Source organism: Streptomyces sp. f51 (assembly GCF_037940415.1).
Lineage (GTDB): Bacteria > Actinomycetota > Actinomycetes > Streptomycetales > Streptomycetaceae > Streptomyces.
The window spans coordinates 5,227,652-5,253,634 of the sequence record NZ_CP149798.1; the positions used below are offsets into that span (position 1 = coordinate 5,227,652).

A 25,983-nucleotide genomic window follows, 5' to 3' on the forward strand; every position below is an offset into this window, starting at 1 on the left:
TGGGCCCATGACCGTGACGGACCGGCAACTCGACCGACGCTGGGAGCAGTTCCACACCTGGGGTCCCTACGGGCTGCTGGGCATCAGCGTCGTCCTCGCGGTCGCCTCCGCCGATCCGCACGCCGCTCCGGTCAAGTGGTACGCGGCCTGGGCCCTGTCCGGCGCCGGGGTGCTGCTCCAGCTGTGGTGGCAGGGCACCCGTCCCCGCCGGCCCGGCCGCGGCCGGACGCCGTCCGGGGCCGGGACGGCGTACTACGCCCTGCGGTGGGCCCTCGCCTTCGCCCTCACCTGGATCACCCCGTTCTTCGCGTTCTACGCCGCCTGCGGCTACATGGACGCCGACGAACTGATACCGCGCCGCCGGCAGCGGCTCGGGCTGTTCGCGAGCGCGGTCACCGTGGCCGGCGCGCAGGCGGGCGGAATGCCGTTCGGGAGCGGAGCCCAGTGGGTCGTCTTCGCGGGGCTCCTGGCCGCCAACTCCGGTCTCCAGATGGTGGTCGCCCACCTCACCACGCAAGAGGCGCAGCGGGTCCGTGAGCGCACCGAGACCATCGCCGAACTGGAGCTCACGAACGCCGCGTTGCAGCGGGCCCTCGACGAGAACACGGCCCTGCACGCCCAACTCCTCGTCCAGGCAAGGGAGGCCGGGGTCGCCGAGGAACGGCGCCGGCTGGCCGCCGAGATCCACGACACCATCGCCCAGGGACTGACCGGCATCATCGCCCAGCTCCAGGTCGTCGCGAACGCCCCCGACCCCGCCGGCGCCCGTGTCCACCTCGAACGCGCCTCGGCGCTCGCCCGGCACAGCCTCGGCGAGGCCCGCCGCTCGGTGCACAACCTGGCCCCGGTGGCGCTCGCGGACGACGGTCTGCCGGAGGCGCTGAAGAAAACGGTCGCCGAGTGGGGCGAACGCACCGGCGTACGCGCCGAGTTCACCGTCACGGGTACCAGCGAGCAGCTCCACGACGAGGTCGCGGCCACGCTTCTGCGCATCGCACAGGAAGCCCTCTCCAACGCCGCGCGGCACGCGGCGGCCACCCGGGTCGGCGTGACGCTGAGCTTCATGGGCGACGAGGTCACCCTCGACGTCCGCGACGACGGCCGCGGTTTCGACCCGATCGGCGTCCCCGCACGCACCGGCACCGGCGGATTCGGCCTCGACGGCATGCGCGCCCGCGCCGAACGCATCGCGGGACACCTCGCCGTGGAGTCCGAACCGGGCCACGGCACGGCGCTCTCGGCTCGCGTACCGTTGGTGCGCCATGACCGATGACACCCGTATCTCGCTGCTGATCGTCGACGACCATCCCGTCGTACGCGACGGCCTGCGCGGCATGTTCGAGTCCGCGCCCGGGTTCACGGTCGTCGGCGAGGCGGTGAACGGGGCCGAGGCGGTCGAGCGCGCCGCCGCGCTCGACCCGGACGTGATCCTGATGGACCTGCGCATGCCGGGCGGTGGGGGAGTGGACGCCATCGCCGAACTGACCCGGCGCCGCTCCCGCGCCCGGGTCCTCGTGCTCACCACGTACGACACCGACTCCGACACCCTGCCCGCGATCGAGGCGGGCGCCACCGGCTATCTCCTCAAGGACGCGCCCCGCGACGACCTGTTCACGGCGGTCAGGGCCGCCGCCGAGGGCCGGACCGTGCTGTCCCCGGCCGTCGCCTCCCGCCTGGTCTCGGCCGTGCGCGCGCCCGCCTCCGCCACCGAGTCCCTCTCGGCCCGGGAACGCGAGGTGCTCGCCCTGGTGGCCAGGGGCACCCCCAACCGCGAGATCGCCCGCGAACTGTTCATCAGCGAGGCGACCGTGAAGACCCATCTCACGCACGTGTACGGCAAGTTGGGCGTCAAGGACCGCGCCGCGGCGGTGGCGACGGCGTACGAGCGGGGCATCCTCGGCTGACCCTCCGCGCCCGGCCGCCGCGCTACCGGCGGACCCGCAGCAGCAGCACGGACCGGGCCGGTACCGTGATCGCGGTGCCCGCCCGGTGGGTGAGCGCGGGAGCCTCGGCCTGGTCCTCGCGGGAGGTGTCCACGACCACCTCGTACCCGGCGGCCCAGGGCGTCCCCGGCAGTTCGAAGGAGGCAGGCCGGTCCCCGGCGTGCAGCACGGCGAGGAAGCTGTCGTCCACGACCGGGGCGCCCACCGCGTCACGGCCGGGAATGTCCCGCCCGGACAGATACATGCCGAGGGTCGCGGCGGGCGCGTACCAGTCCCGTTCCGTCATCTCCGTGCCCCGCGCGGTGAACCAGGCCAGGTCCCGCAGTCCGTCCGCCGAATGCGCCCGCCCGGAGAAGAACGCCCTGCGGCGCAGCACCGGATGGGCGTGCCGCAGCGCGATCAGACGGGACGTCAGCTCGAACAGCGCACGCCAGTGCGGGTCGTCGAGCTGCGACCAGTCGACCCAGCTGATCTCGTTGTCCTGGCAGTAGGCGTTGTTGTTGCCCCGCTGGGTGCGCCCGAACTCGTCCCCGGCGACCAGCATCGGCACGCCCGTCGACAGCAGCAGCGTCGTCAGCAGGTTCCGCAGCTGGCGCCGCCGCAGCGCCCGCAGGTCCCCGTCCTCGCTCTCTCCCTCCGTCCCGCCGTTCCAGGCCCGGTTGTCGTCCGTGCCGTCCCGGTTGCCCTCGCCGTTCGCCTCGTTGTGCTTGCGCTCGTACGACACCAGGTCGCGCAGGGTGAAACCGTCGTGCGCGGTGACGAAGTTGACGGAGGCGTACGGGCGCCGGCCGCCCCAGGCGTACAGGTCGCTCGACCCGGACAGGCGGTAGCCGAGATCGCGTACGTCGGGCAGCGCCCCGCGCCAGAAGTCCCGCACGGCGTTGCGGTAGCGGTCGTTCCACTCCGTCCACAGGGGCGGGAAGGCGCCGACCTGGTAGCCGCCTGAGCCCACGTCCCAGGGCTCGGCGATCAGCTTGACCCGGCGCAGCACCGGGTCCTGGGCGATGACGGCGAGGAACGGCGAGAGCATGTCGACGTCGTGCATCGACCGGGCCAGGGCCGCCGCCAGGTCGAACCGGAAGCCGTCGACGCCCATCTCGGTGACCCAGTAGCGCAGCGAGTCCGTGATCAGCCGCAGCACCTGCGGCTGCACGACGTGCAGGGTGTTGCCGCAGCCGGTGTAGTCCGCGTAGCGGCGGGCGTCCGACTGGAGGCGGTAGTACCCCCGGTTGTCGATGCCGCGCAGCGACAGCATCGGGCCGAGCTCGCCCGCCTCCGCGGTGTGGTTGTAGACGACGTCGAGGATGACCTCGATCCCCGCCGCGTGCAGGGCGCGCACCATCCGCTTGAACTCGCCGACCTGCTGGCCCCGGGTGCCGGAGGCCGCGTAGGCCGCGTGCGGGGCGAAGTAGCCGATCGAGTTGTAGCCCCAGTAGTTCCTCAGGCCCCGGCGCAGCAGATGGTCCTCGTGCGCGAACTGGTGCACCGGCAGCAGCTCCACCGCCGTCACGCCGAGGTTCACCAGGTGCTCGATCGCCGCCGGGTGCGCCAGTCCCGCGTACGTGCCGCGCAGCTCCTCGGGGATCGAGGGGTGCAGACGGGTGAATCCGCGCACGTGCAGTTCGTAGATGACCGAGTCCGCCCAGGGGGTCTTGGGGCGGTGGTCGTCCGACCAGTCGTCGTCGTCCTGCACGACGACGCCCTTGGGGACCAGGGGCGCCGAGTCGCGGTCGTCGCGCACGGTGTCGGCGACCTGCTGCTGCGGCCAGTCGCGGACGTGTCCGTACACCTCGGGAGGGAGCGCGAAGTCGCCGTCCACCGCACGGGCGTACGGGTCGAGCAGCAGTTTCGCCGGGTTCCAGCGGGCGCCGGTCCACGGGTCCCAGCGGCCGTGCACCCGGAAGCCGTAGCGGCGGCCGGGGAGCACTCCGGGGACGAAGCCGTGCCAGATCTCGTGGGTGAGTTCGGTGAGCGGGAGGCGGGTCTCGGCGCCCCCCTCGTCGAAGAGGCACAGGTCGACGGCCTCCGCGCCGCCCGCCCACAGCGCGAAGTTGGTGCCCGTGGTGCCGTCGGGACCCACCCGGAAGCGCGCGCCGAGCGGCGTGGGGGCACCCGGCCAGGCGGTCAGGGCCGGCGCCGCCGGATGCCGTGAGCCGTTCAGCGCGGGTGCGGCGGGCTCCACCACGGGATCCGTGACCGCGGGTGCGGCGGCGGACGGTCCCGCCGGGTCCGTGACGGTCTGCGCGGGCAGCCCGCCGCCCGCGGCGCGTCCCTCGTGGACCGCCTCCTGCTCGGGTGCGCTCGACACCGTTCAGCCTCCCACGGCTCATGGAACGTCACGGAAAAGGGTGCACGGCGTCCCGGCCGCGGCTCCTTGGCGCGTCGTCCTCCCCACTGTTCTGCCCAGAGCGTGGCTCGCACTCACGTTTCCCGGGAGGGGCGGCGTCGTTGGGTCCCTTGTGAAGCACGTACAGACGCGCGCTCGGCGCGCAGGGGCCGCGCTGGCCGCCGTACTGACCTGGGCCGGTCTGCTGGCCGGAGCCTCCGGCTGCACCTCCGGCGGGATCGGGGAGGCGTTCGGCAAACCGCGGTCGCCCGAGAACGCCATCCATGTCTCGCCCGACGACAACAGCAAGGGCGTACACCCGAAGGAGACACTGCTCGTACGGGTGCCCGACGGGCGTCTGGAGTCCGTGAAGGTCGTCAAGTCCCAGGACGCCGAGGAGTCACCGGTGCCCGGGCACATCAGCGAGGACGGCCTGTCCTGGAAGCCCGACGACGCCCGGCTCGCCCTCGCCGCCAAGTACACCGTGGACGCGGTGGCCCTGGACGGCGCCGGACACCGCTCGGCCCGGCACACGACGTTCCGCACGGAGGTCCCCGGCGAACGGTTCATCGGGTACGTCACCCCGGAGGACCGCTCCGTCGTGGGCACCGGGATGATCGTCTCCCTGGAGTTCAACCGCGAGATCGAGAACAGGGCCGGCGTCGAGCGCGCCATCCACGTCGAGGCGCACCCGGCGGTCGAGATCCGCGCGCACTGGTTCGGCGGCGGCCGCGTCGACTTCCGGCCCGAGCGGTACTGGAAGCCGGGCACGAAGGTCACCGTGGCGCTGAGGCTGCGTGACGTCGAAGGGGCGCCCGGGGTCTACGGACTCCAGTCCAGGACCTTCTCGTTCACCGTCGGCCGCGACCAGACGTCCCTCGTCGACGCCGCCGCCCACACGATGGAGGTGCGGCGCGACGGCAGTCTCCTCGCCACGGTGCCGATCACGGCCGGGGCGCCGAAGACGACGACGTACAACGGGAAGATGGTCGTCACCGAGATGCTCGAAGTGACCCGGATGAACAGCCGTACCGTCGGTTTCGGCGGCGAGTACGACATCCCCGACGTCCCGCACGCGATGCGCCTGACCGACTCCGGGACCTTCCTGCACGGCAACTACTGGGCACCGGACGCCTTCGGCAACACCAACGTGAGCCACGGCTGCGTGGGGCTGCGGGACGTGAAGGGCGGCAGCTCCGACACCCCGGCGGGCTGGTTCTTCGACCGCAGCCTCGTCGGGGACGTCATCGAGGTCGTCCACAGCAAGGACAAGACCGTCGCCCCCGACAACGGGCTGGGCGGCTGGAACTTGGGCTGGAAGGCGTGGAAATCGGGTGGGGCGGTGAAGTAGCCCGATATACGGGTATGCGCACGGCGGACTCCAGCCGCGCCCCGTACGGCCGAAGTTTGGGACTGAACGGTGACCTTCCCGGGGATCCATCGCTCCTGGCCGTGTGATTAATTAGCGCGATACGCGCGTGGGACGCGCTGGAGTGCGGGCCTGATCAGGCCGTGCGAGGGGAGAGACAATTTTGAACGGGCGACCGATATCGGGGGCGTCGGTTGGCGCGCGGACACGCACGAGCAAGGGAATCCTGGCGCTGCTGCTGGGAGTTCTGATGCTCGCCGTGACCGCCTGCGGCGGGGGCGGGAGTTCGGACAAGGGGTCAGGTTCCGGTGACGGCAAGGGCAAGAGCGCCACGAGCGCGGACACCAAGGCCTCGCAGGCCGTGGTGACCATCGCGCCGAAGGACGGCGCGGCCGACGTGAAGACCAGCGGCGCCCTCAAGGTGACCGCGGCCAAGGGCAAACTGACCGCGGTCGAGGTCGAGGACACCAAGGGCAACGCCGTCGAGGGCAGCATCACGGACGGCGGCGCCACCTGGACGCCCTCGACCCACCTCGCCGCGGCCACCAAGTACAAGGTCCACGCGGTCGCCAAGGACTCCGCGGGCCGTGAGGCCGCCGAGGAGGCGGCGTTCACCACGCTGACCCCGAAGAACACGTTCGTCGGCATCTACCAGCCGGAGGACGGTTCCAAGGTCGGCGTCGGGATGCCCTTCTCCGTCCGCTTCACCCGGGGCATCACGCACCCCGACGCCGTCCGCAAGGCCATCACCTTCAAGACCGAGCCCGCGGTCGACGTCGAGGGCCACTGGTTCGGCAACGACCGTCTCGACTTCCGCCCCGAGCACTACTGGGCGGCCGGTACGAAGGTCACCGTCACCCTGAACCTCGACGGGGTCGAGGGCCGCCCGGGCGTCTACGGCAAGCAGGCCAGGACCGTGAAGTTCACGATCGGCCGCAGCCAGGTCAGCACGGTCGACGCCAAGACCCACAAGATGGTCGTCAAGCGGGACGGGAAGGTCCTCAAGACCATCCCGATCACGACGGGCAAGCCGGGTTACGACACCTGGAACGGCCAGATGGTCATCAGCGAGCGCCTCAAGGTGACCCGCATGAACGGCGAGACGGTCGGCTACGGCGGCGAGTACGACATCAAGGACGTGCCGCACGCCCAGCGCCTGACCGACTCGGGCACCTTCATCCACGGCAACTACTGGGGTGGCGGCGCCTTCGGCAACTTCAACGCCAGCCACGGCTGCGTCGGTCTGCGCGACGTGCGCGGCGGCTACGACAGCAAGGTGCCGTCGGCCTGGTTCTTCGACAACTCGATGATCGGCGACGTGGTCGTCGTGAAGCACTCCAACGACCGGACGGTCGCCCCGGACAACGGCCTCAACGGCTGGAACATGTCCTGGTCCGACTGGACGAAGTGAGGTAGTCCCGCCGGAGCGGGTGACCGTCTCCGCGCCGGTCGCGCGGCCGTTTCGCACCGGGCCGGGTGTGCTGTGACTCAGCACACCCGGCCCGGTTCCGTTAACGGCCACTAACCTGCTTCCATGACTGTGCATCTCGAAGTGGCCGAAGGCGTGGGCACCATCCGCCTGGACCGCCCTCCCATGAACGCCCTGGACGTGGCGACGCAGGACCGCCTCAAGGAACTGGCCGAGGAGGCCACCCGGCGGTCCGACGTCCGCGCGGTGGTGCTGTACGGCGGGGAGAAGGTGTTCGCGGCGGGCGCGGACATCAAGGAGATGCAGGCCATGGACCACGCCGCGATGGTCGTACGGTCCCGGGCCTTGCAGGACTCCTTCACCGCCGTCGCCCGCATCCCCAAGCCCGTCGTCGCCGCCGTCACCGGATACGCGCTCGGCGGCGGCTGCGAACTGGCCCTGTGCGCCGACTACCGCATCGCCGGGGACAACGCCAAGCTGGGCCAGCCCGAGATCCTGCTCGGCCTCATCCCCGGCGCGGGCGGCACCCAGCGGCTCTCCCGGCTGATCGGCCCCTCCAAGGCCAAGGACCTCATCTTCACCGGCCGGATGGTCAAGGCCGACGAGGCCCTCGCGCTCGGTCTGGTCGACCGGGTCGTCCCCGCCGACGAGGTCCACACCGCCGCGCACGCCTGGGCCGCCCGAGTCGCCCAGGGCCCGGCCATCGCGCTGCGCGCCGCCAAGGAGTCGATCGACGCGGGCCTGGAGACGGACATCGAGACCGGACTGGCCATCGAACGGAACTGGTTCGCCGGTCTGTTCGCGACGGAGGACCGCGAGCGGGGCATGCGGAGCTTCGTGGAAGAGGGTCCCGGCAAGGCGAAGTTCCTCTGACCGTCCGCCGCGCCGGCCCGCGACGAGGCGTCCGCCTCCCGGGCCGGCGCGGCCGTTTTCACCCTCGCTTCTCCCCTTGGTCCACTCACGGTTGACGGGGTGTCGGGACGGTGTCCCTCGAAGGGGCGCTTTATCCCAGGCTTAAGGCAACCTTAAGCACGCCTTGTCCCGACGCGGCGGCGATTGCCCCGGACCGGTACGTTCCGGCAGGTCGGAGCGGCTCCGGAGGTCGCCGAACTGCCTCTGGCATATGCCGATCGGATGGGGTGGAATGTCGCGTTCCGGGGGGCCTATTCCTTCGGAACGGCCCCGGAGGGGGCTCTGGGCGGCCATGATGGGGGGCATGGCGGGGCTGGAGGGCATGGAACAGCCGCGGCGGCACGGAAGTGCGACCGCGGCGCGCTGGACACCTGCGGTCGAGGACGAACGGGCGCTCAAGGCACTGGAGTTGTTCGGCAATCCCACCGAGGGCGAGGTGCCGTTGCCGTCCCGTCCGGAGTCCGCGGCCACCGCACGGCGGCTCACCCAGGTCGTGGTCCTGCGGCACTGGGGTCTGTCCCCGAAGCTGACCGAGGACGCGGTCTTACTCGTCTCCGAACTCGTGGGCAACGCCGTACGGCACACCGGCGCCCGCGTCTTCGGACTCCGTATGCGCCGCCGCCGCGGCTGGATCCGTGTCGAGGTCCGTGACCCCTCCCGCGGCCTTCCCTGTCTCATGCCGGTCCAGGAGATGGACCTGAGCGGGCGGGGCCTCTTCCTCGTCGACAAGCTCTCCGACCGCTGGGGCGTCGACCTGCTGCCCCGCGGCAAGACCACCTGGTTCGAGATGCGCGTCGTCGACCGCTGACCGCCGGGTCCGCCGGTCCGTCCGGCCGGGTACGCGTGAGCCCCGGCCGCGTGGCAGCCGGGGCTTGCGGGGTGTCGCGGAACGAATGGGGTGTGAACCGCGCCACCGGCGACAACCGTGGCCCGGGTCAATGGGTGGAGGTCGCAGACCCGACTATCGCAGACGCGGGCCGACTGATCCAAAACAGCCCTCCGTCCCCCTCTCGGACCCGGGGTCCCCTGTGCGGCACCCTCGCCCGGAGCCCGGCGGGCCCGGGGCGGACGCCGTCACCCGGAGTCCATGACCCCGTGGCGAATGCCGTGCCCCGCGCCCCTGTGGCCCCGGTGCGGGTGCCCGTTGAGCGTCATCCCGTGGTCCCAGGTGGGCGGCGTGCCCGCGCCTGTGGCCCGAGGCGGTGCTGTGTACGTCGGCCCGTGGCCCCGGGTGGGTGCCGTGCCCCGCGTTCCGTGGCCCCGGTGGGGCTGCTCGAGAGCGTCATCCCGTGGTCCCAGGTGGGCGGCGTGCCCGCGCCTGTGGCCCGAGGCGGTGCTGTGTACGTCGGCCCGTGGCCCCGGGTGGGTGCCGTGCCCGCGTCCCGTGGGGGATGCCTCCCCGTGTCCCGAAGCCCCGTGACCGAAAGCCGTGAAGCGACCCGCACCACCACCCAGGCGGACCAATCGCCGGTTTTTCGGCCGATTCACCCTTAAATGGTCCGGTGACCACGCCCGCCGAAGACCCCGCAGCCTCCGCCCCGCCCCGGCGCGCTGCCCTGCTCACGGGACTCGCGCTCACCGCAGGAACCCTCGCCGCCGGAGTGACCGCGGGCTGTTCCGCCCCGCGAACCGCCCACGCCCAGAACCTCACGACCCCTCCGGCCGCGCCCAGCGCACCCCACGCCACGACGACCCGCGGAGCCCCCGCGCTCGCCCCCGTACCCCGCCGCTATCCCTCCCAGCCCCCCGAGATCACCCACGGCCCCCGCACCCGTCCGTCCAAAGTGGCCCTCACCTTCCACGGACAGGGCGACCCCTCCGTGGCGAAGGCCCTGCTCGGCGAGGCCGAGAAGGCCGGCGCCCGGGTCACCGTCCTCGCCGTGGGCACCTGGCTGGACGAGCACCCGGACCTCGCCCGCCGGATCCTCGACGGCGGCCACGACCTCGGCAACCACACCCAGCGCCATCTCGACATCAACGCCATGACGGAGGCGGAGGCGGCCGCGGAGATCCGCGGCTGCGCGGACCGTCTCAGGAAGCTCACCGGCTCGATCGGCACCTGGTTCCGGCCCTCCCGCAGCCCCCGGGCCTCCCCCCTGGTCCAGCGCCTCGCCCGCGACGCGGGCTACCCGCACACGCTCTCCTACGACGTCGACTCCCTCGACTACACCTCTCCGGGAGCCGCCGCCGTCACCCGCAAGGTGCTGGCCGAGGTCCGTCCTGGCTCCGTCGTGAGCCTGCACTTCGGATACGCCGACACGGTCGCCGCCCTCCCCGCCCTTCTGCACGAACTCGACCGCCGCGGCCTCGGCGCGGTCACCACCACGGAGTTGCTGAGCTGATGCTGACGCCACCCTCCTCCCTGCGCCGCGCCCTGATCGCGGGCGCCGCCCTCACCACGTTCGCCGCCCTCGCGGGCTGCGGCGCCTCCTCCCAGAACCACGCGGACCAGAACCGCACCACCACCAAGGCGGCCGTCCCGCCGGCCCCCGTCAGAAAGCCGGCCGCCCAGGGCCTGCCCGGCATGCCACCCCTGCTCGACCCCTCGGACGTCTACGCCGCCGACCGCCCGAACCGGCTCTCCCCGGTGGTCAAGGACTTCCCGTCCCGGGTCTACGTGCCCAACACCAACTCCAACACGGTCTCGGTCATCGACCCGGCGACGTACAAGGTCATCGAGACGATCCCGGTCGGCGTCCAGCCCCAGCACGTCGTCCCCTCCTGGGACCTGAAGACCCTGTGGGTCAACAACGACCGGGGCAACACCCTCACCCCCATCGACCCGAAGACCGGCGAGGCAGGCAAGCCGGTCGACGTGCACGACCCGTACAACCTCTACTTCACGCCCAACGGCAAGTACGCGATCGTGATGGCCTCCCTCGACCGCGAGCTCGTCTTCCGCGACGCGCACACCATGAAGACCGTCAGGACGGAGCCGGTCAGCTGCTACGGCGTCAACCACGCCGACTTCTCCCCGGACGGCCGCTACTTCATCGTGTCCTGCGAGTTCAGCGGTGAACTCCTGAAGGTCGACACCGAGCGGATGAAGGTGATCGGCCAGCAGAAGCTGCCCTTCCACGGGGCGATGCCGCAGGACGTGAAGATCTCCCCGGACGGCAAGCGGTTCTACATCGCCGACATGATGGCCGACGGCGTGTGGGTCCTCGACGGCGACAAGTTCACCCGGCCGACCCTGCTGCCCACGGGCAAGGGCGCCCACGGCCTCTACGTCAGCCGGGACTCGCGCGAGATGTACATCTCCAACCGCGGCGAAGGCACCATCTCCATCTTCGACTTCACCCAGAACCGGCTCACCAAGAAGTGGCACCTGCCCGACGGGGGCAGCCCCGACATGGGCGGTGTCTCGGCGGACGGCAAGGTCCTGTGGCTCTCCGGCCGCTACAACTCGGAGGTGTACGCCATCGACACCCGCACCGGCCACCAGATCGCCCGGATCCACGTGGGCAGCGGCCCGCACGGTCTCGCCGTCTACCCCCAGCCCGGCCGCTACTCGCTCGGCCACACCGGCATCTTCCGCTGACCCGTTCGGCAGAGGGCGCCGCGCGACCCGTTCAGCCGGGCAGCAGCAGCGCCTCCGCCCCCACCGGCCGATAGCCCGCCGCCAGGAACGCCCGCACACTGCGGGCGTTGCCCGGCGACACCTGCGCCCACACCGGCTCCGCCGCGAGGTGCCGGGCGGCGGTCACCAGCAGCCGGCCAAGGCCCCGGCGCCGTACCCCGTCCGCCACCTCGACCGAGACCTCCAGCCGGCCGGCCACGCCACGGCCCAGCACCAGCACACCGCCGTCCGCGGCCCAGGCGCGCACCTCGTCGCGGCGCTCGCGCGCGTACGCGACGCGCGGGTGCTCCGGATCGGCGAGCTCCACCAGGCCGGGCGGCGCCCCGCCGGGCAGGGGTGTGCCCACCAGCAGCGCGTCCACCGTGTCGTGGGCGCGGCCCGTGCGGTCCATCAGGGCCGTGAGGAAACGGGGGCTGAGCGGGGCGGCGAGGGGGTCGCTGCCGGCCGCCCGCAGCGCGGACCGCACCCACACCGGGTCCTCGTCCGTGAAGACGACCGAGTGCCCGGTGAGGGAGAGGACCCCCGCGTCCCGGTGCGAGGGCGCCGGGACGATCGTGGTGGCGCCGTCGGCCGGCGGGAAGACACCGCGCGCGGCCGCGTCGAGAAGGTCCCGCAAGATGTCCATCGCGTGCTCCTAGAGTCTCCGCCCCTGGAGGCGCCGGCCTCGCCGAGATCGGTCCGACGGTACTCGCCGCACTGCGCGCTCACCCGGACCGTTAATCTGACCCCCGTACACAGGCAGCAACACACGCAGTGATGCACGACGAAGGGGCGGATCGGTGGCCGACATCGAGGAAGCACGCAAGCAGTTCGAGCGGATCGATACGGACGGTGACGGGTTCATCACCGCGGCCGAGTTCAAGACCGCTCTCGCCCAGGGGGGCGACTGGAACGTCACCGAGTCGGTGGCGGAGGCGATCATCGCCACCCGTGACCTCAACGGCGACAAGGTCCTCTCGTTCGACGAGTTCTGGATCCACCTGAACAAGTGACGCCCGCCGAAGGGGCGCCCACCGGTCTTCCGGAGGGCGCCCCTTCCGCGTACGCGGCCCGCGCGAGGGCGGTCACCCGAACGCGTCATGTCCGGAATAGCGCCCGCGTTCCCGGGGTTGGTGAGCCCATCAGGAGCATCACCTCCGGAAGGATCTGTCTCTCATGAAGATCGGCATCATCGGCGCGGGCAACATCGGCGGCAATCTCACGCGGCGGCTCACCGCCGTCGGTCACGAGGTCTCCGTCGCCAACTCCCGCGGTCCCCGGACGCTGGGCGCGCTCGCCGAGGAGACCGGGGCGACCCCCGTCACGGTCGAGCGGGCGGCCGAGGGCGCGGACGTCGTCATCGTCACGATCCCGCTCAAGGCCGTGCCCGACCTGCCGGACGGCATCCTGGACGGAGCCGCCGAGGGCGCCGCCGTCATCGACACCGGCAACTACTACCCCCGGCAGCGCGACGGCAGGATCGACGGGATCGAGGACGGCGGTCTCACCGAGAGCCGCTGGACCGCCCAGCAGCTCGGTCACACGGTGATCAAGGCATTCAACGGCACCTACGCGCAGGACATCCTGGACCGCGCCCGGCCGGCCGGCGCCCCCGACCGCATGGCCCTGCCGGTGGCGGGCGACGACGCGGCGGCGAAGCGGCGCGTGCGCGACCTGATCGAGGAGATCGGCTTCGACACCGTCGACGCCGGCGGTCTGGACGACTCCTGGCGCCAGCAGCCGGGCACCCCCGTCTACGGCCTCCAGGAAGGCCGCGACGCGGTGACGAAGGCCCTGGCCGAGGCGTCCCCGGAGCGGCAGGCGGACTTCCGCGGGTGACCCGGGGGGCCGCATCACGCGATCGCTAGACCGCCTGCCTCAGCGTGTCCGCCGGAATCCGCGGGGCGTGCGGGTAGAGGGCGGCGCGGTGCTGGAAGGAGAGGATCTTCGGGTTCTGGACGACCCCGTCACGGATCTCGATGGCCTTGCGGACCGTGATGTCGGCGTCCCAGGCGGCGGGGCCGCTCATGACCTTGCGCAGGTAGGGGAGGAGCGCCTCGCTGATCTCCCAGGTGGCGGAGTTCCACAGGTGGGACGGGCTGTGATCCACCGCGTAGTAGTGGCAGCCCGCGCCGACGGTGGGCATGGGCTCGCCGAACGTGGTCGGGCGGGCCCAGGCGAAGCCCATGCCCTCGTCGCAGGCGACGTCGATGAAGAACGTGCCCGGCCGGAACCGGGAGAGCTCCTCCTCGGTGACGAACGTGAGCGGCGCGTCGGTGTCCTGGAGGATGCAGTTGACGACGATGTCGAACCCGGCCAGGTACTCCGCGAGCGGTACGGGTCCGGCCGGAGTGGAGGCCTGGAGACGTGAGGGGTCGCCCGGCTGCTCCTCGAAGTGGCCCATCACGACCGAGGGCATCGGCGAGGCCACCGCCGCGGCCTCGCGCTGGGTGAGCACCGTGACGTCGGAGACCCCCATGGCGCCCAGGCCCGTGACCGCTCCGCGTGCCGTGGCACCGAAACTGATGACCACCGCGCGGAGCCGGCGTCCGTAGCTGCCGGTCAGCCCCCCGAGTTGCAGGGCGTGCAGCACCGAGCAGTAGCCCGCGAGTTCGTTGTTCTTGTGGAACACGTGGACGCTGAAGGCGCCCGTGGAGGTCCAGTGGTTCATGGCTTCCCAGGCGATCAGCGTCAGCCGTCTGTCGATGCCGATCTGGGTCATCTTCTCGTCCTGCACGCAGTGCGGCCATCCCCAGAGGACCTGGCCCTCGCGCAGCTCGGCGACGTCCTCGTGCAGGGGTTTGGGCAGCAGCAGGATGTCGCACTCGGCGACGAGTTCCTCGCGGGAGCGCAATCCGGCCACGAGGGGCCGCAGCGCGTCGTCGGTGACGCCGAAGCGCCGGCCGTAGCCCGTTTCGAGGAAGATCCTCTCGCGCACGTCAGGGGCGATCCGGTCGAGGTGGCCGGGGTGCAGCGGCAACCGGAACTCGTTCTCCTTGCGGGAGGAGGCCAGTACTCCGAGACTCATCAGACTCATGTGGGGCGGCTCATTTCCTGCCGGACGCGGTGTGCTCCGGCCTTGCCGTTCCCCGAGGGCGACGCCGCGACGGATGGCGGCGTGCGAGGTGCGCTCGGTAAGGCAACCGTACTCCGGTCCCGGACGCCGACCGCCCGCCGCTCGTTCGGGCCCGGCGGGCGGGGAGGCGCCGGAGCCCCCGGGCGGGGACGCGCCGAAGCCTCCTGGGCGCCGCACATCCCTAGGCGCTGTTCGCCCACGCGCGGAGCGCGGCCTTGCTGCCGAAGTCCGCGACGTCCCGGTCCACCGGATCGGCGGTGTACTGGTGGAAGCGCCACTTCGCCTGGATACGGGGCTCGCCCGCGCTCACGTAGTCGGCGATCCACAGACCGTCGCCGGCGTACGAGGTGGTGTCGATGTTCAGCCAGAAGTCCCGGTTCGTGTAGAGCACCACGCGGTTGTCGGGGCGCAGCTCCTTCACCTTCCGGATGAAGCGGTCCTTCTCCGCGTTGCTCGCGTGGGTGCCGTCGCCGGTGGTCTCCCAGTCGACGGCGAGCAGGTCACCCGCCCGCTCGGAGGCCTTTGCGACGAAGTACTCGGCCTGGGCGGTGATGTCCCCGGGCCACAGGAAGTGGTAGAAGCCCACGACGCAGTCCGCATCGCGGGCGGTCCTCACCTGCGCGGTGAGTTTCGGGTTGACGTACGAATGGCCCTCCGTCGCCTTGACGAAGACGAAGGAGAGCCCGGCGGTGCCGTACGCGGACGGCTGGTAGGCGCTGACGTCGATGCCTCGCAGCATGGGTGGAGCCTCCGTGCATGGGGGGGGAGACGGGTCGCGCGGGGCGGTGCCCGGGACCCGAGCGGAACAACAACTTCCTTTGGAATTACCCCACTTAGCCCCCTTGACGCTCGCACGCGTGACCGCAGGGGGCGGGCCGGGACCGCTCCGTGCCCGCGCGGACGCGCCGGGAACCCGTGGGGACGGACGGAAGTCCCAGCCGCCGGCAAAGGGCAGGGACCATAGCCCTATATCCCCGGGCCCCCTTCAGCCGTCACATTGGTGACCACGGCGAGAAACAGGGAAAAGGTCATGACGGGAGTGATCGTGTCCGCGCAGATAGCCATTGATCCCGGCCGCTTCAGCCAGTTCGGTGAAGCCACCGGAAGCACCTTCTGTCTGATCACCAATTCCGAGCTGGTGAACCGTTTCGAAGTCGTCGAGACGGCTCCGTACCGGGAATTCATCACCATCACACTGGACGCGGGCGACCGGTTCGAGGACATTCTCGAGAAGAGGATCCCGGAACCCGCGCACGTGCTCGTGGTCTCGCCGCACCGGTTCTTCGAGTCACCGGATCCCTCTCTGGTGGGCCGCCGGAAGATCATGGGAATGGCGTGCAACTCGACGCCCACCGGTCTCGACGAGATCCGGCATTTCCTCGGGGTGATGGAGCGGACCTCGGCGGCCGACCAGGCGGCGTTCTGCGACACGTTCTTCGAACTCGCCGAGGACTCCGAGCAGCTCGTCTACGTCGACCCCGCGCACGGCACCCGGGCCACGCTCGACCATCTGCGCGAGGGGCTCGTGTGGAACCAGCAGGCCGGCCCGCTGGACTGGGGCGACCAGCAGATCGTCCCGTCCGGCGAGATCAGCGTGCTGCCCGTCGAGATCAGGGAGTTCGACGAGGCGCTGAAGCTGCCGCTCGAGGGCGAGATCACACTGCGCGGCTACCCGATCCTGCACAACGGCACCCCCTCCTTCTCCCGCGCCGACCAGGCCCGTGTCCACGCGCAGTTGTGGGCGATGCACGACAACGCGATCAAGGCCACCGTCGAGGACGGCAGGATCACGCGGCTGGAGGCGCTCGACGCGGGAGCTGCGCCGGCCGTGGCGATGCTGGAGCAGATGTTCGCCGTCGACTCCCGGTACCGGATCGTCTGGGAGATCGGCCACGCCCTCAACGTCTCGCACGACATCCTGCCCGGCAACCACGCCATGAACGAGGTGTACGGCGGTACGGAGGGGTGCCTGCACTTCGGCCTCGGGCTCACGCCGTACACCCAGTACCACCTGGACATCATCTCGCCCGACACCCGCGTGCTGACCAGCAATGGAGTCGCGGTGATCGGACACCCGGACCACCCCACCGTGGAAAGGGTCGTGCCCCTCGCATAAGAGGATCGCGACCGCCCGGCCGGGGTGAACGCAAGGAAATCAACCCAACAGGAGGTGACTCCCCATGAAGAAGATCAAGGTGCAGAAGAACCGCAACTACCTGGGCACGCTCCTGGGCTGAGTACCGACCCGCGGCGGGGTGTTCGATACCCCGCCGCGGGGTTCCCTCATTTATTCTCTCCAGGGAGTCTCCCGTGCCACCGCTGGAACTCACGACGAGCGACTTCGACCAGTTCGGCCCGCCGGCCGGGACATTCTGTCTGATCACGAGCGAACGGCACGGCGAGCTCATTTCCCTGAATCCCGGTGCTCCGGATCACGGTGCCCAGAATTCGGGTTCTCCGATTCACGGTGCCCCGAATTCCGCGGACGGATATGCCCGGGTGCTCCGGCTGACGCTTCCACCCGGCACCCGCCTCGGCGAGCTGATCGAACGGAGCGTCCCCGAGGACGCCCATGTGCTGGCGGTCTGCCCCGGGCAGTTCCTCGACTCGCCGACCCCGCGGGAACTCGGCGGACGCAGACTGGCCGTGCTGCCGGCCGGGTCCACGCCGCTGACCGACGAACACGTCCGCTACTTCCTGCGCACCGCCGCTCACACCGATGCCTCCGAACACGTCCGCGTGGCCGAGGAGTTCTTCGACCTGGTGGGCGACAGCGACCGGCTGACGATCGTCGACGACGTCTCCGGCACCGAGGCCGAGTTCGACCACACGGCCGGTGACAGCGTGTGGAACATGCAGGCGGGCGTCCTGGAGGCGGGGGACCAGCAGATCTTCCCCTCGGGCAAACTGAGCGTCACCGCCGCCGAGATCACCACCTTCGAACCGGAGGCGCGGCTGCTCGGTCTGACCGGAGACCTGACCCTGCGCGGCTGGCCGATCGTCCACCGCCATCGGGACCCGGCCGACGCCGCCGACCAGCGAAGGCTGTTCGAAGCACTCGCGCCGCTCGTCTCCGACGCCGTGACGCTGCACGTCAGGGCCGGAAGCATCGAGGGCGTCACCCCGCAGGCCCCGGGGGCGGCCCCGGCCGCCCTGGAGCTGGAGAAGCTCCTCACCGACGATCCGCGCTACCGCGTCATCTGGGAACTCGGCTTCGGGATCAACACCACCACGGAGATCATCCCGGCGAACTGCGGCCCCAACGAGGTCTACGGCGGCACCGCCGGAGTCGTGAACCTCGGGCTGGGGATCACGCCGGCCACGCGCTTCGCCCTGGCCTTCCTGTGCCCCCGCAGCTCACTGGTGACATCGGACGGTACCGCCGTCCTCGGCGCCCGCAAGGCGGTACGCCGCGGCCGGATGCAGCGCGTCTCCAGCGCGAGCTGCGGCTGCCACTGACCCCAAGGAGGGAAGCACGCCATGACGATCAACTCCGCACTGCGCACGAAGGTCGACGCGGTCCTCGACACCTTCATCAAGGACTTCTACGAGAACGTCCCCTACGCCCAGCACCAGAAGAGCGCCTCCGAGCTGAACCTCGACTACTACAAGCGGCACAACATCGAGACGATCCTGAGGCTGCGCCGCAAGCGGACCGTGGACGCCCTGGCCATCAAGTACTTCACCAAGGTGGACCCGGTGCAGGCCAAGGCGTGGGCGCACTACACCGACGACGAGATGCTGCACGACCGGCTGTTCGCGGCCGACCTCGCCAAGGTCGGCGTCACCAAGGACCAGATCTACTCCACGGAACCACTGCTCTCCACCAAACTCCTCACCGGATACCTCCAGTTCGGCATGGAGTTCGAGGACAGCCCGATGGCGCTGATCACCAGCGTGTACTTCGTGGAGTACGTCACCACGCGCACCCAGCCCGACTGGCTGGACAACCTGGGCGGCGTCCTCGGCGAGGAGAACGTCAAGGGCGCCCGCGCGCACGTCAACACGGACCTCGACGACGACCACGACGACTTCGTGTGGCGCGTGCTGTCCACGCTGATCCACTCGGAGGCCGACGAGCGCAAGGTCGTCGAGCACCTCCACAACGTCTACTGGCTGTGGAAGCTCTACTTCGTGGAACTGCACCAGCTCACCGTGCTCGGCAAGAGCGACGCCCAGATCCCGCTGCCCACCGCGGCCGAGGTCTGAGCGGGCAGCGGTGGCCGACGACGACCGAGCCACGCGGCCCGGCGGGCGGTCCGGGGTCGAGGTACTGACCCTGCCGCCCGGCCGGGACCTGCCGACCGCGACCGAGAAGTGGATCGTGGACGGCCTCGTCCTCGCCATGCCGGGACTCCACACCCGCCAGCTGTTCACGCTCCGCCGCGAGATGCTGACCGACGCCGACCACGTCGTCGTGGGGGTGGACCGTGAGCGCGACCGGGTCGTGTCGCTGCTCACCTCCCGCTGGGCCGGGATCCCCTCGGGACGGCCCTGTCTGCACATCATGATCCAGTTCGTCGGGGACGCGTACCGGGGCGCCACGGTCTTCAGGGAGAGCTGGGCGCTGCACTTCGAACGGCTGCTCGCCGAGGGCCGGCCGTTCCCCGAGGTGATCGCGCTCAAGACGTACAACCCCGTCGTGCACTGCGCGATGGCGGCGTTCGCCGGGCATCCGGACATCAGCATGTACCCGGACCTCGCGGGCAAGGACGACAGCCAGGAGGCGCTGGCGGCCGAGGTGGCCGCGGCGCTCGCGCCCCGCGCCGCCTTCGACCCGGCGCGCGGGGTCCTCCCCGGCATCGGCCGTCCGCTCGACCTCTACCGGGAACGGCCGCTGAGCCATGCGCCCGAGGCCAACCGGTACTTCGCCGAGCACACCGAGCCGGGGGACCGGGTGCTGTGCCTGCTGCACGTGCCCACGCCGGCGGGGGCGCACGCGATCCTCACCGCCCTCGGGGTACCGGAGCCCTCCGGGCGGAGCTGAGTACAGGCAGGTCAGGCACTCCAGGAACGCGAGGCAGCATGGCCGACACCTTTCCCCCCGACTACGCCCGGGCCAGGGCCGCCTTCCTGGCCGCCGCCGAGGAGGCGGGCGCGCGCCGGAGGACCTTCACGCTGCCGGGGCACCTCGGGCCCGACGGCGGCGCCCTCCACGTGGACACCGCCGTTCTGGGTCCGCGGGACCCGGCGAAGCTCCTGGTGACGGTCTCCGGGACGCATGGCATCGAGGGCTTCTGCGGCTCCGCCTGCCAGACCGGCGTACTGCTGCGGGAGGGTGTGGCGAAGGACGCGGCCGGTGCCGGCACCGGTGTGCTGCTCGTCCACGCCCTCAACCCGTACGGCTTCGCCCATCTGCGGCGCGTCAACGAGGACAACATCGACCTCAACCGGAACTTCGTCGACCACGGGGCCCCGCCGCACAACGACGCGTACGACGCCGTGCACCGCACACTGGTGCCGGACGAGGCCGCCGCCTTCGCACCCGGCGAGCTCGTCGCGGATCTCACCGCGCTCCGCGACCGGCTCGGCCCCCAGCGGCTCCAACAGGCCGTGACCCGCGGCCAGTACCGCCACCCCGACGGCCTGTTCTACGGCGGAGACGCACCGGCCTGGTCCCGGCGGGTGTTCGAGACCGTGGTCGCCGAGCAGATCGCGGGCGCCGGGCACGTCGCCTACGTCGACCTGCACACCGGGCTCGGCGAGCGCGGTGCCGGCGAACCCATCTTCCGCGGCGGCCGCGACGCGGATGCCCGTGAGCGGGCCCGCCGCTGGTACGGCGACGCGCTCACCGACTCCGACGAGGGCACCTCCTCCTCCACGCCGATCGTGGGCAACACGGCGACCGCGGTGGCGGACGGCCTCGGTGCGAGCGGCCGGCTGACCGCGATCACCCTGGAGTTCGGCACCCAGCCGGGTCCCGAGGTGCTGCTCGCGCTGTGCGCCGACAACTGGCTGCACCGGCACCGGCCCCCCGCCGAGGCGGTCCGCTCCGGCCTCAAGCGGCTGATCCGCGAGGCCTTCTGCCCGGCGGAGGACGCCCGTTGGCGCGAACAGGTCCTCCAGCGGGCCCGCGAGGTCTTCGACCAGGCCCTCACCGGTCTCGCCGACGCCAAGCACACCGAGCACGGCTGACCCTCCGCGAGTTCTCCGCGCAACGTCGGCGGCGGCCACCCCCCTCGGGTGGCCGCCGCCGACGTGTGTCACGGCCCCGCCTCAGCCGGCCTTCCGGCCGATCGCGAGGACCGCCGTCCTCGGTACGGTGCAGGTCCACTCGCGCACCGACGGGTCGTACTCCAGCGAGAGCGCCTCCAGGGAGCCGTCCGCGCGCTTGTCGCGGAAGACCGTCCCGGCCAGCTCCACGGTGTGGCGGGCGGCGTCCCCCGCGTGGCTGCGTTCGATCCCGGTGAGCCCGTACATGTCCAACAGGTAGCGCCCCAGCTCCAGTTCGGCCTCCCGGGCCGTGGCCGCGGTCGCGACGTACGGATCGGCCATCTCGGTCACCTCACCCGACGCGAAGCCCGCCTTCGTCAGATAGCCCCGCAACTCCTCCCGGGTGAAGTGGTCGTAATCGTGCCCGGTCCGTGAGTACGGGTCGACCACGTCCCGGAACCAGGTGTCCATCGGCGAGCCGACGAGGAAGTCGTGGAGCAGCAGCACCCCGCCCGGCCGCAGCACCCGGTGCGCCTCGTGGACGAGTTCGGCGCGGTCCTCGGCGGCGATGTGGTGCGACCCGTAGGCGACGAGGACCGCGTCGACGCTGCCGCCGCGCATGAGCAGCCGGTCGGCGCGCTGCACCAGCGCCGGACAGTGGGCCGCCCAGGCGGCACGCACCATGTAGGGCGAGGCGTCGCAGGTCAGCACGGACAGGCCGGTCAGGCGCCGGGCCTTCGCGACCCTGCGGACCAGTCCGTCGCCGCCGAGCACGTCCACGACGACTGCGGGCCTGCGGTCGCTCCTGGCCGGCACCAGGGAGAGCAGATGGTGGATGCCCCGGGCGCGTGCGGTGAGGTTGCGGGCCTGCGCGCGGATGTACGAGGAACCCCGGCCGCCGGCTCCGTCGTCGCCGAAGTCGTCCCTGAAGTCGGTGGCCCCGGCCAGCAGCCGGGCCCAGGCCCGCGCCCGCTCCGGGTCGACGCACGCGTGCAGATCGGGGGCCGCCCGGCCGAGCCGGCTCAGGTGATCCGCCATGTCGGCCTCGGTGAAAGCGACCTGATGTTCCGTCAGCTCCGTCACGGCCGCTCTCCCGTGGACTCCAGGAAGAGCGCGAGGGCGAGCGCCATGCGTTCGATCTCCTGGGGGTCCACGCTCTCGTCGGGCGCGTGGATGAGGCACTGGGGCTCCTCGACGCCGATCAGCGCGATCTCCGCGTCGGGGAAGGTCTCCTGCAACGCGTCGCAGGTGGGGATCGAACCGCCCTGCCCCGCCGTCGTCAGCTCCCGCCCGAACGCCTCCCGCAGCGCCTCCGCCAGCGCCGCGTAGGCCGGGCCGTCGGTGCGGGCCCGGAAGGGGCGGCTGGAGGAGAGCCGGACGGTGTCCACCTCGACCTCCCAGGGGGCCGCGTGCTCCAGGTGCGCCCTGAGCGCCTCCCAGGCGGCGTCGGGTTCGGTTCCGTAGGGGATGCGCAGATTGAGCTTGGCGGTCACCTCGCCGAGCACGGCGGGCGCCGAACCGACCACCGGCGGGCAGTCGATGCCGACCACGGTCAGCGCGGGCCTGGCCCACAGCATGTCCGCCACACTGCCGTCGCCGACCAGACGGACGCCCTCGCGCACCGCGATGTCACGGCGGTAGCGCTCGGCGGGATACTCCGCGCCCTGCCAGCGCCCGGCGTTGTCGAGGCCGTCCACGGTGGTGTTGCCCTCGGCGTCGTGCAGGGTGGCGAGCATCGCGATCAGCGCGTTGAGCGGGTCGGGGGCCGGGCCGCCGAAGGACCCGGAGTGCACCGGCCCGGCCAGTGAGCGCACGGTGACGGTGGCGTGCACGACGCCCCGCAGGTCGGTGGTCGCCGTGGGCACGCCCGCCTCGGAGTTGCCCGTGTCGCAGACCAGGACGGTGTCGGCGTACAGGAGCTTGGGGTTCTCCCGGATCAGTGTGGCGAGCCCGCCGGTGCTCTGCTCCTCGGCGCCCTCCGAGATGACCTTGACGCCCACCCCGAGCCGGGTCAGGTCGCCGAGCGCCCGCAGCGCGGTGAGCTGCATGACGATGTTGCCCTTGCAGTCGGCGGCCCCGCGCCCGTACCAGCGGCCGTCGGCACGCTCGGTCAGGGTCCAGACCGGGGTGGTCCAGGCGGGTTCGTCGAGCGGTGGCTGGACGTCGTAGTGGCTGTAGAGGAGGACGGTCGGGAAGCCGGGGGCGGCCGGGAGATGGCCGAACACGGCCTTGCTGCCGTCCGGGGTGTCCAGCAGCCGGGTCCCGGGGACGCCGGCCTCGGTGAACAGCCGGGCGACCAGGGCGGCGGCACTCTCGCACTCCTCCACCGGGTACTGCCGGGGGTCGGCGACGGACCGGTGCGCGACCAGGTCCCGCAGGTCCTCCTGCGCCCGGCCCATCAGTTCGCGCACCTGTGCGCGTAACTCCTTGGGCGGCATGCGGCCTCCTTCTCGGTCGGTGTTTCGGGGCGTTCGGGGCTGTGCCGGGTGATGGCTTACGGGCCTACGGGCCTACGGGCGTACGGCCGCACAGGGCGCCGGGGCGCGCGCGGCCGCACGGCGGGCCGGTCGTACGGCCCGTCGGCTGCCGCCGTCCCGACGGTCGGTGCGCCGGTGATCCGGCCGGTCAGCCGGACGGTGAGGGGGACGGGGAGGGTGTGCCGTCCTGGGCGGCCCCCGCGGCGCGGCGCCGGTCCACCGCCTCGGCCAGCGAGCGGCGCACCACGCGGGTGCCCGCCCCGTACCCGATCCCCACGAGGGCCAGCACCAGCCAGAACAGCGTCAGCGCGCCATGGCCGGCCGCCAGGTCGAAGCCGCCACCGACGAAGCCGCCCAACATGCCGCCGACGCCCCAGGCCATCGTGGAATAGCCCAGATACAGGCCGGTGCGGCCCTCGGTGGCGAGACCCGCGACGACCGCGTCGACCACGCCGCAGAAGAGCGACTCGCCGATCGAGGTGACGATCACGGCGGCGACGACCGGGCTGATCCCGTCGACCGCGCACAGCAGCCAGCCGCCGCCGAGCAGCACCCCGGACGCCGTGAACAGGTCGAGGCGGCCGATCGTGGAGCGTCTCTCGACGCGTGCGCCGATCAGCCACACGGTCAGCATCACCACGACGGCGTTGCCCGCGGTGAACACACCGACCAGGTCGGAGGAGAGCTTCTGGTGGACGACGGTCAGCGGCAGCGCGACCCGGTACTGGGTGATGAGGAACCAGCCGCCCACCGCCAGTGAGCAGAAGATCATCAGCGGGCGGTCGCGCAGCGCCTCGGCCATGGCGGCGGGCCTGATGGGAGCCGCGTTCGTGGCGTGCAGCCCGCGCAGCAGCACCGCGGAGGTCACGGCGAACCCCAGGTGCAGCGCGGCCGCGATCAGGAAGCCCGCCTTCATCGCGCCGGCCGCCATCAGCGCGGTGCCGATCAACGGGCCGATCAGGGCGGCCCCGTTGATCGACACGTAGTAGCGGCTGAGGTTGGCCGCGACCCCGCCGGACCTGCTGGAGGCGAGGACACTGCGGGCGCCGTTGTTGTTGAGGGAGCCGCCGACGCCCAGCAGCGCGACGGCCGCGCCCCAGAAGGCGAAGCTGCCGCCGGCCACGGTGAACACGACGTAGGCGCCCGCCTCGACGGCGAGACCCAGGGTCAGGATCCGGGCGGCGCCGAAGCGGTCGCTGACCCAGCCGGACGGGATGCCGAGCCCGCGCCGGGTGAACTCCATGACGGCGAACAGCAGACCGGTCTGGAAACTGCTCAGCCCCTCGTCCTTGGTCAGGTGCACCGCGAGGAACGGCACGACCATGAAGAAGCCGATGTTGGTGGTGAAGCGGCCGAGGATGACGACGTACGCCGGACCCCGGCCCGCGAGGAACCGGCCGGAGCGCGCCCCGGGGTCGCGCTCCGCCCGTGCCCCGGAGTTCCCGGCGAGCGTCACGCCGTCTCCCTTCTCGGAGGTCATCGGGTGGGCTCCCCGTCGGTACGGACGACGATCCGGGCGGCCGCGGCGTCGGCCGCGTCGGCGGCGGCCTTGGGGTCGGGGCCCGCGGCGACGACGTGCCCGGCCCGGTTCCAGGAGTCGCCGAGCGCGACCAGTTCGGCTCCCACGGCGGGCAGTTCGCCGATGCGGATGACGCCCTCCATGGCCAGGGCCTCGGCCCGGCCCGTCACCTCGGTGACCCGGCCGGGCCGGGGGGTGAGGTAGCGGATCGAGGCGCCGCCCGCGTGGCCCGTGGCCTGCCCCGGCAGGACGCCGTGGGCGAGGGCGAGGACGGCGCCCTGGAGCATGTCGACGCCGGTGACGTGGTGGACCAGCTCCCAGATCTGGTCGCCGCCCTGCCGGGCGTTGATCTCGACCACGGTGGCGCGCTCGCCGTCCTCGGAGAGCATGACCTCGGTGTGACAGGGACCCCAGGCGTAGCCGACGGCGCCCAGGGCGTCCAGCGCCGCCCCGACGATCCTTTGGTACGGGCCGGGCGGGAGCGGAGCGGGCAGGTCGTGCCCGGTCTCCACGAAGTGCGGTGCGCCCGAGGTGTGTTTGAGGGTGACCGCGAGAACCCGGTGGCGCCCGGCGGCGGACAGCGACTCGACGCTGAACTCCTGGCCGGTCAGGAACTCCTCGGCCAGCACCCGGGAGGCCGACTCGCCCTGCGGCCAGGCGAAGCCGGTCCTGGCACCGCTGGTCCAGGCCCAGGCCCGGTCCACCTCCTCCTCCGTACGCACGAGATGGACGCCGGTGCCGCCGTTGCCGTCGACCGGCTTGAGGATCACACCGGCCGGACAGCGGCGGAGCAGCTCGCGGGCCTCGCCCGCGTCGGCGCACACCCGGTGGGCCACCGTGCCCAGGCCCAGGTCGGCCAGACGGGCGCGCATGGCGGCCTTGTCCTGGGTCAGGGCGAGCGTGGCGGGTGAGTTGCCACGCGCGCCCAGTGCCTTCGCCACCACGCTCGCGGGGCGCAGCGAGAGCTCGGTGAGCCCGAGCACCGCGTCCACGGGGCGCCGGACGTGCACCTCGCGGGCGACGGCGAGCAGGGCGTCGGGGTCGGTGAAGTCGGCGTCGACCACCGCGAGGGCGAGGGATTCCTCCAACTCCCGGTCCCCGCCGGGGCGGTGGACCACGGTGAGGGCGACAGGCAGGCCGACGAACTTGCCCAGGACGTCGTGGCGGGGACAGATGAGCAGGAGGTGGGGTACGTGGGCCCCGTACGACTGGCCCGGCAT

22 protein-coding genes and 1 pseudogene are annotated in these 25,983 nt (G+C 71.8%); 15 read left to right on the top strand and 8 right to left on the bottom strand.

The window, feature by feature from the left end:
* The first annotated feature begins 7 nt into the window (after positions 1 to 7).
* Together WJM95_RS22900 and WJM95_RS22905 are read left to right on the top strand one after the other, a co-directional pair.
* Positions 8 to 1,273, top strand: coding sequence for a sensor histidine kinase (locus tag WJM95_RS22900; RefSeq protein WP_339131657.1), 1,266 nt, complete (start codon positions 8 to 10; stop codon positions 1,271 to 1,273).
* Positions 1,263 to 1,904, top strand: a complete 642-nt coding sequence (locus tag WJM95_RS22905; protein WP_339131658.1) for a response regulator transcription factor — start codon at positions 1,263 to 1,265, stop codon at positions 1,902 to 1,904. Before WJM95_RS22900 ends, WJM95_RS22905 begins: the two co-directional genes overlap by 11 nt.
* A 22-nt stretch (positions 1,905 to 1,926) precedes the next feature.
* Here the strand turns inward: WJM95_RS22905 and glgX are convergent, their stop codons facing one another.
* Entirely contained in the window at positions 1,927 to 4,104 is a 2,178-nt protein-coding gene (glgX, locus tag WJM95_RS22910; RefSeq protein ID WP_339135784.1) for a glycogen debranching protein GlgX, read from the bottom strand.
* Between the two features lie 298 nt (positions 4,105 to 4,402).
* Here glgX and WJM95_RS22915 point away from each other — a divergent pair, with 298 nt between their 5' ends.
* The 6 genes from WJM95_RS22915 (at position 4,403) to WJM95_RS22940 (ending at position 11,520) form a co-directional block, all read left to right on the top strand.
* Entirely contained in the window at positions 4,403 to 5,620 is a 1,218-nt protein-coding gene (locus tag WJM95_RS22915) for an Ig-like domain-containing protein (RefSeq protein WP_339131659.1), read from the top strand.
* Positions 5,621 to 5,801: 181 nt separating this feature from the next.
* Entirely contained in the window at positions 5,802 to 7,049 is a 1,248-nt protein-coding gene (locus WJM95_RS22920) for an Ig-like domain-containing protein (RefSeq protein WP_339131660.1), read from the top strand.
* A gap of 123 nt (positions 7,050 to 7,172) precedes the next feature.
* Positions 7,173 to 7,940, top strand: coding sequence for an enoyl-CoA hydratase-related protein (locus tag WJM95_RS22925; RefSeq protein WP_339131661.1), 768 nt, complete (start codon positions 7,173 to 7,175; stop codon positions 7,938 to 7,940).
* Positions 7,941 to 8,283: 343 nt separating this feature from the next.
* Complete coding sequence (locus tag WJM95_RS22930; RefSeq protein ID WP_339131662.1) at positions 8,284 to 8,787, top strand: ATP-binding protein; 504 nt, start codon at positions 8,284 to 8,286, stop codon at positions 8,785 to 8,787.
* A 694-nt stretch (positions 8,788 to 9,481) separates the two neighbouring features.
* Entirely contained in the window at positions 9,482 to 10,321 is an 840-nt protein-coding gene (locus tag WJM95_RS22935) for a polysaccharide deacetylase family protein (RefSeq protein WP_339131663.1), read from the top strand.
* Positions 10,321 to 11,520 carry a hypothetical protein gene (locus tag WJM95_RS22940; protein ID WP_339131665.1) on the top strand — a complete coding sequence of 400 codons (1,200 nt, stop codon included), beginning with the start codon at positions 10,321 to 10,323 and terminating at the stop codon, positions 11,518 to 11,520. The genes WJM95_RS22935 and WJM95_RS22940 overlap by 1 nt, the downstream gene beginning before the upstream one ends.
* A gap of 31 nt (positions 11,521 to 11,551) precedes the next feature.
* On the opposite strand, the gene WJM95_RS22945 is transcribed toward WJM95_RS22940, so the two are convergent.
* Positions 11,552 to 12,184 (bottom strand): GNAT family N-acetyltransferase, encoded by a 633-nt coding sequence (locus tag WJM95_RS22945; RefSeq protein ID WP_339131667.1) that lies wholly within the window; start codon positions 12,182 to 12,184, stop codon positions 11,552 to 11,554.
* Between the two features lie 154 nt (positions 12,185 to 12,338).
* Between WJM95_RS22945 and WJM95_RS22950 the strand changes: the two genes are divergently transcribed.
* Both WJM95_RS22950 and WJM95_RS22955 read left to right on the top strand, forming a co-directional pair.
* A complete protein-coding gene (locus tag WJM95_RS22950) occupies positions 12,339 to 12,551 on the top strand; it encodes an EF-hand domain-containing protein (protein ID WP_339131668.1) in 213 nt (70 codons plus the stop codon).
* Between the two features lie 142 nt (positions 12,552 to 12,693).
* Positions 12,694 to 13,377: pseudogene (locus WJM95_RS22955) on the top strand (NAD(P)-binding domain-containing protein); the annotation flags it as partial.
* Positions 13,378 to 13,402: 25 nt separating this feature from the next.
* On the opposite strand, the gene WJM95_RS22960 reads toward WJM95_RS22955, so the two are convergent.
* Together WJM95_RS22960 and WJM95_RS22965 are read right to left on the bottom strand one after the other, a co-directional pair.
* A complete protein-coding gene (locus WJM95_RS22960) occupies positions 13,403 to 14,575 on the bottom strand; it encodes a N(5)-(carboxyethyl)ornithine synthase (protein WP_339131669.1) in 1,173 nt (390 codons plus the stop codon).
* A 220-nt stretch (positions 14,576 to 14,795) separates the two neighbouring features.
* Positions 14,796 to 15,353, bottom strand: coding sequence for a glycoside hydrolase family 25 protein (locus WJM95_RS22965; protein WP_339131670.1), 558 nt, complete (start codon positions 15,351 to 15,353; stop codon positions 14,796 to 14,798).
* Positions 15,354 to 15,644: 291 nt separating this feature from the next.
* On the opposite strand from WJM95_RS22965, the gene WJM95_RS22970 reads away from it, so the two are divergent.
* The 5 genes from WJM95_RS22970 to WJM95_RS22990 all read left to right on the top strand — a co-directional run bounded on the left by WJM95_RS22970 (position 15,645) and on the right by WJM95_RS22990 (position 20,749).
* Positions 15,645 to 16,730, top strand: coding sequence for a hypothetical protein (locus WJM95_RS22970; RefSeq protein ID WP_339131671.1), 1,086 nt, complete (start codon positions 15,645 to 15,647; stop codon positions 16,728 to 16,730).
* 383 nt (positions 16,731 to 17,113) lie between these two features.
* Complete coding sequence (locus WJM95_RS22975; protein ID WP_339131673.1) at positions 17,114 to 18,073, top strand: hypothetical protein; 960 nt, start codon at positions 17,114 to 17,116, stop codon at positions 18,071 to 18,073.
* A gap of 21 nt (positions 18,074 to 18,094) precedes the next feature.
* Positions 18,095 to 18,823 (top strand): hypothetical protein, encoded by a 729-nt coding sequence (locus tag WJM95_RS22980; protein ID WP_339131675.1) that lies wholly within the window; start codon positions 18,095 to 18,097, stop codon positions 18,821 to 18,823.
* A 10-nt stretch (positions 18,824 to 18,833) separates the two neighbouring features.
* Entirely contained in the window at positions 18,834 to 19,601 is a 768-nt protein-coding gene (locus WJM95_RS22985) for a hypothetical protein (RefSeq protein WP_339131677.1), read from the top strand.
* A 38-nt stretch (positions 19,602 to 19,639) separates the two neighbouring features.
* Positions 19,640 to 20,749, top strand: a complete 1,110-nt coding sequence (locus WJM95_RS22990) for a M14 family metallopeptidase (RefSeq protein ID WP_339131678.1) — start codon at positions 19,640 to 19,642, stop codon at positions 20,747 to 20,749.
* A gap of 81 nt (positions 20,750 to 20,830) precedes the next feature.
* On the opposite strand, the gene WJM95_RS22995 is transcribed toward WJM95_RS22990, so the two are convergent.
* From WJM95_RS22995 to WJM95_RS23010, 4 genes are all read right to left on the bottom strand, one after another.
* A complete protein-coding gene (locus WJM95_RS22995) occupies positions 20,831 to 21,850 on the bottom strand; it encodes a class I SAM-dependent methyltransferase (RefSeq protein WP_339131679.1) in 1,020 nt (339 codons plus the stop codon).
* A complete protein-coding gene (locus WJM95_RS23000; protein ID WP_339131681.1) occupies positions 21,847 to 23,205 on the bottom strand; it encodes a dipeptidase in 1,359 nt (452 codons plus the stop codon). The genes WJM95_RS22995 and WJM95_RS23000 overlap by 4 nt, the downstream gene beginning before the upstream one ends.
* A gap of 187 nt (positions 23,206 to 23,392) precedes the next feature.
* Positions 23,393 to 24,724: an MFS transporter gene (locus tag WJM95_RS23005; protein ID WP_339131683.1), complete on the bottom strand. Its 1,332-nt coding sequence runs from the start codon at positions 24,722 to 24,724 to the stop codon at positions 23,393 to 23,395.
* Positions 24,721 to 25,983, bottom strand: a complete 1,263-nt coding sequence (locus WJM95_RS23010) for an ATP-grasp domain-containing protein (RefSeq protein ID WP_339131684.1) — start codon at positions 25,981 to 25,983, stop codon at positions 24,721 to 24,723. Before WJM95_RS23010 ends, WJM95_RS23005 begins: the two co-directional genes overlap by 4 nt.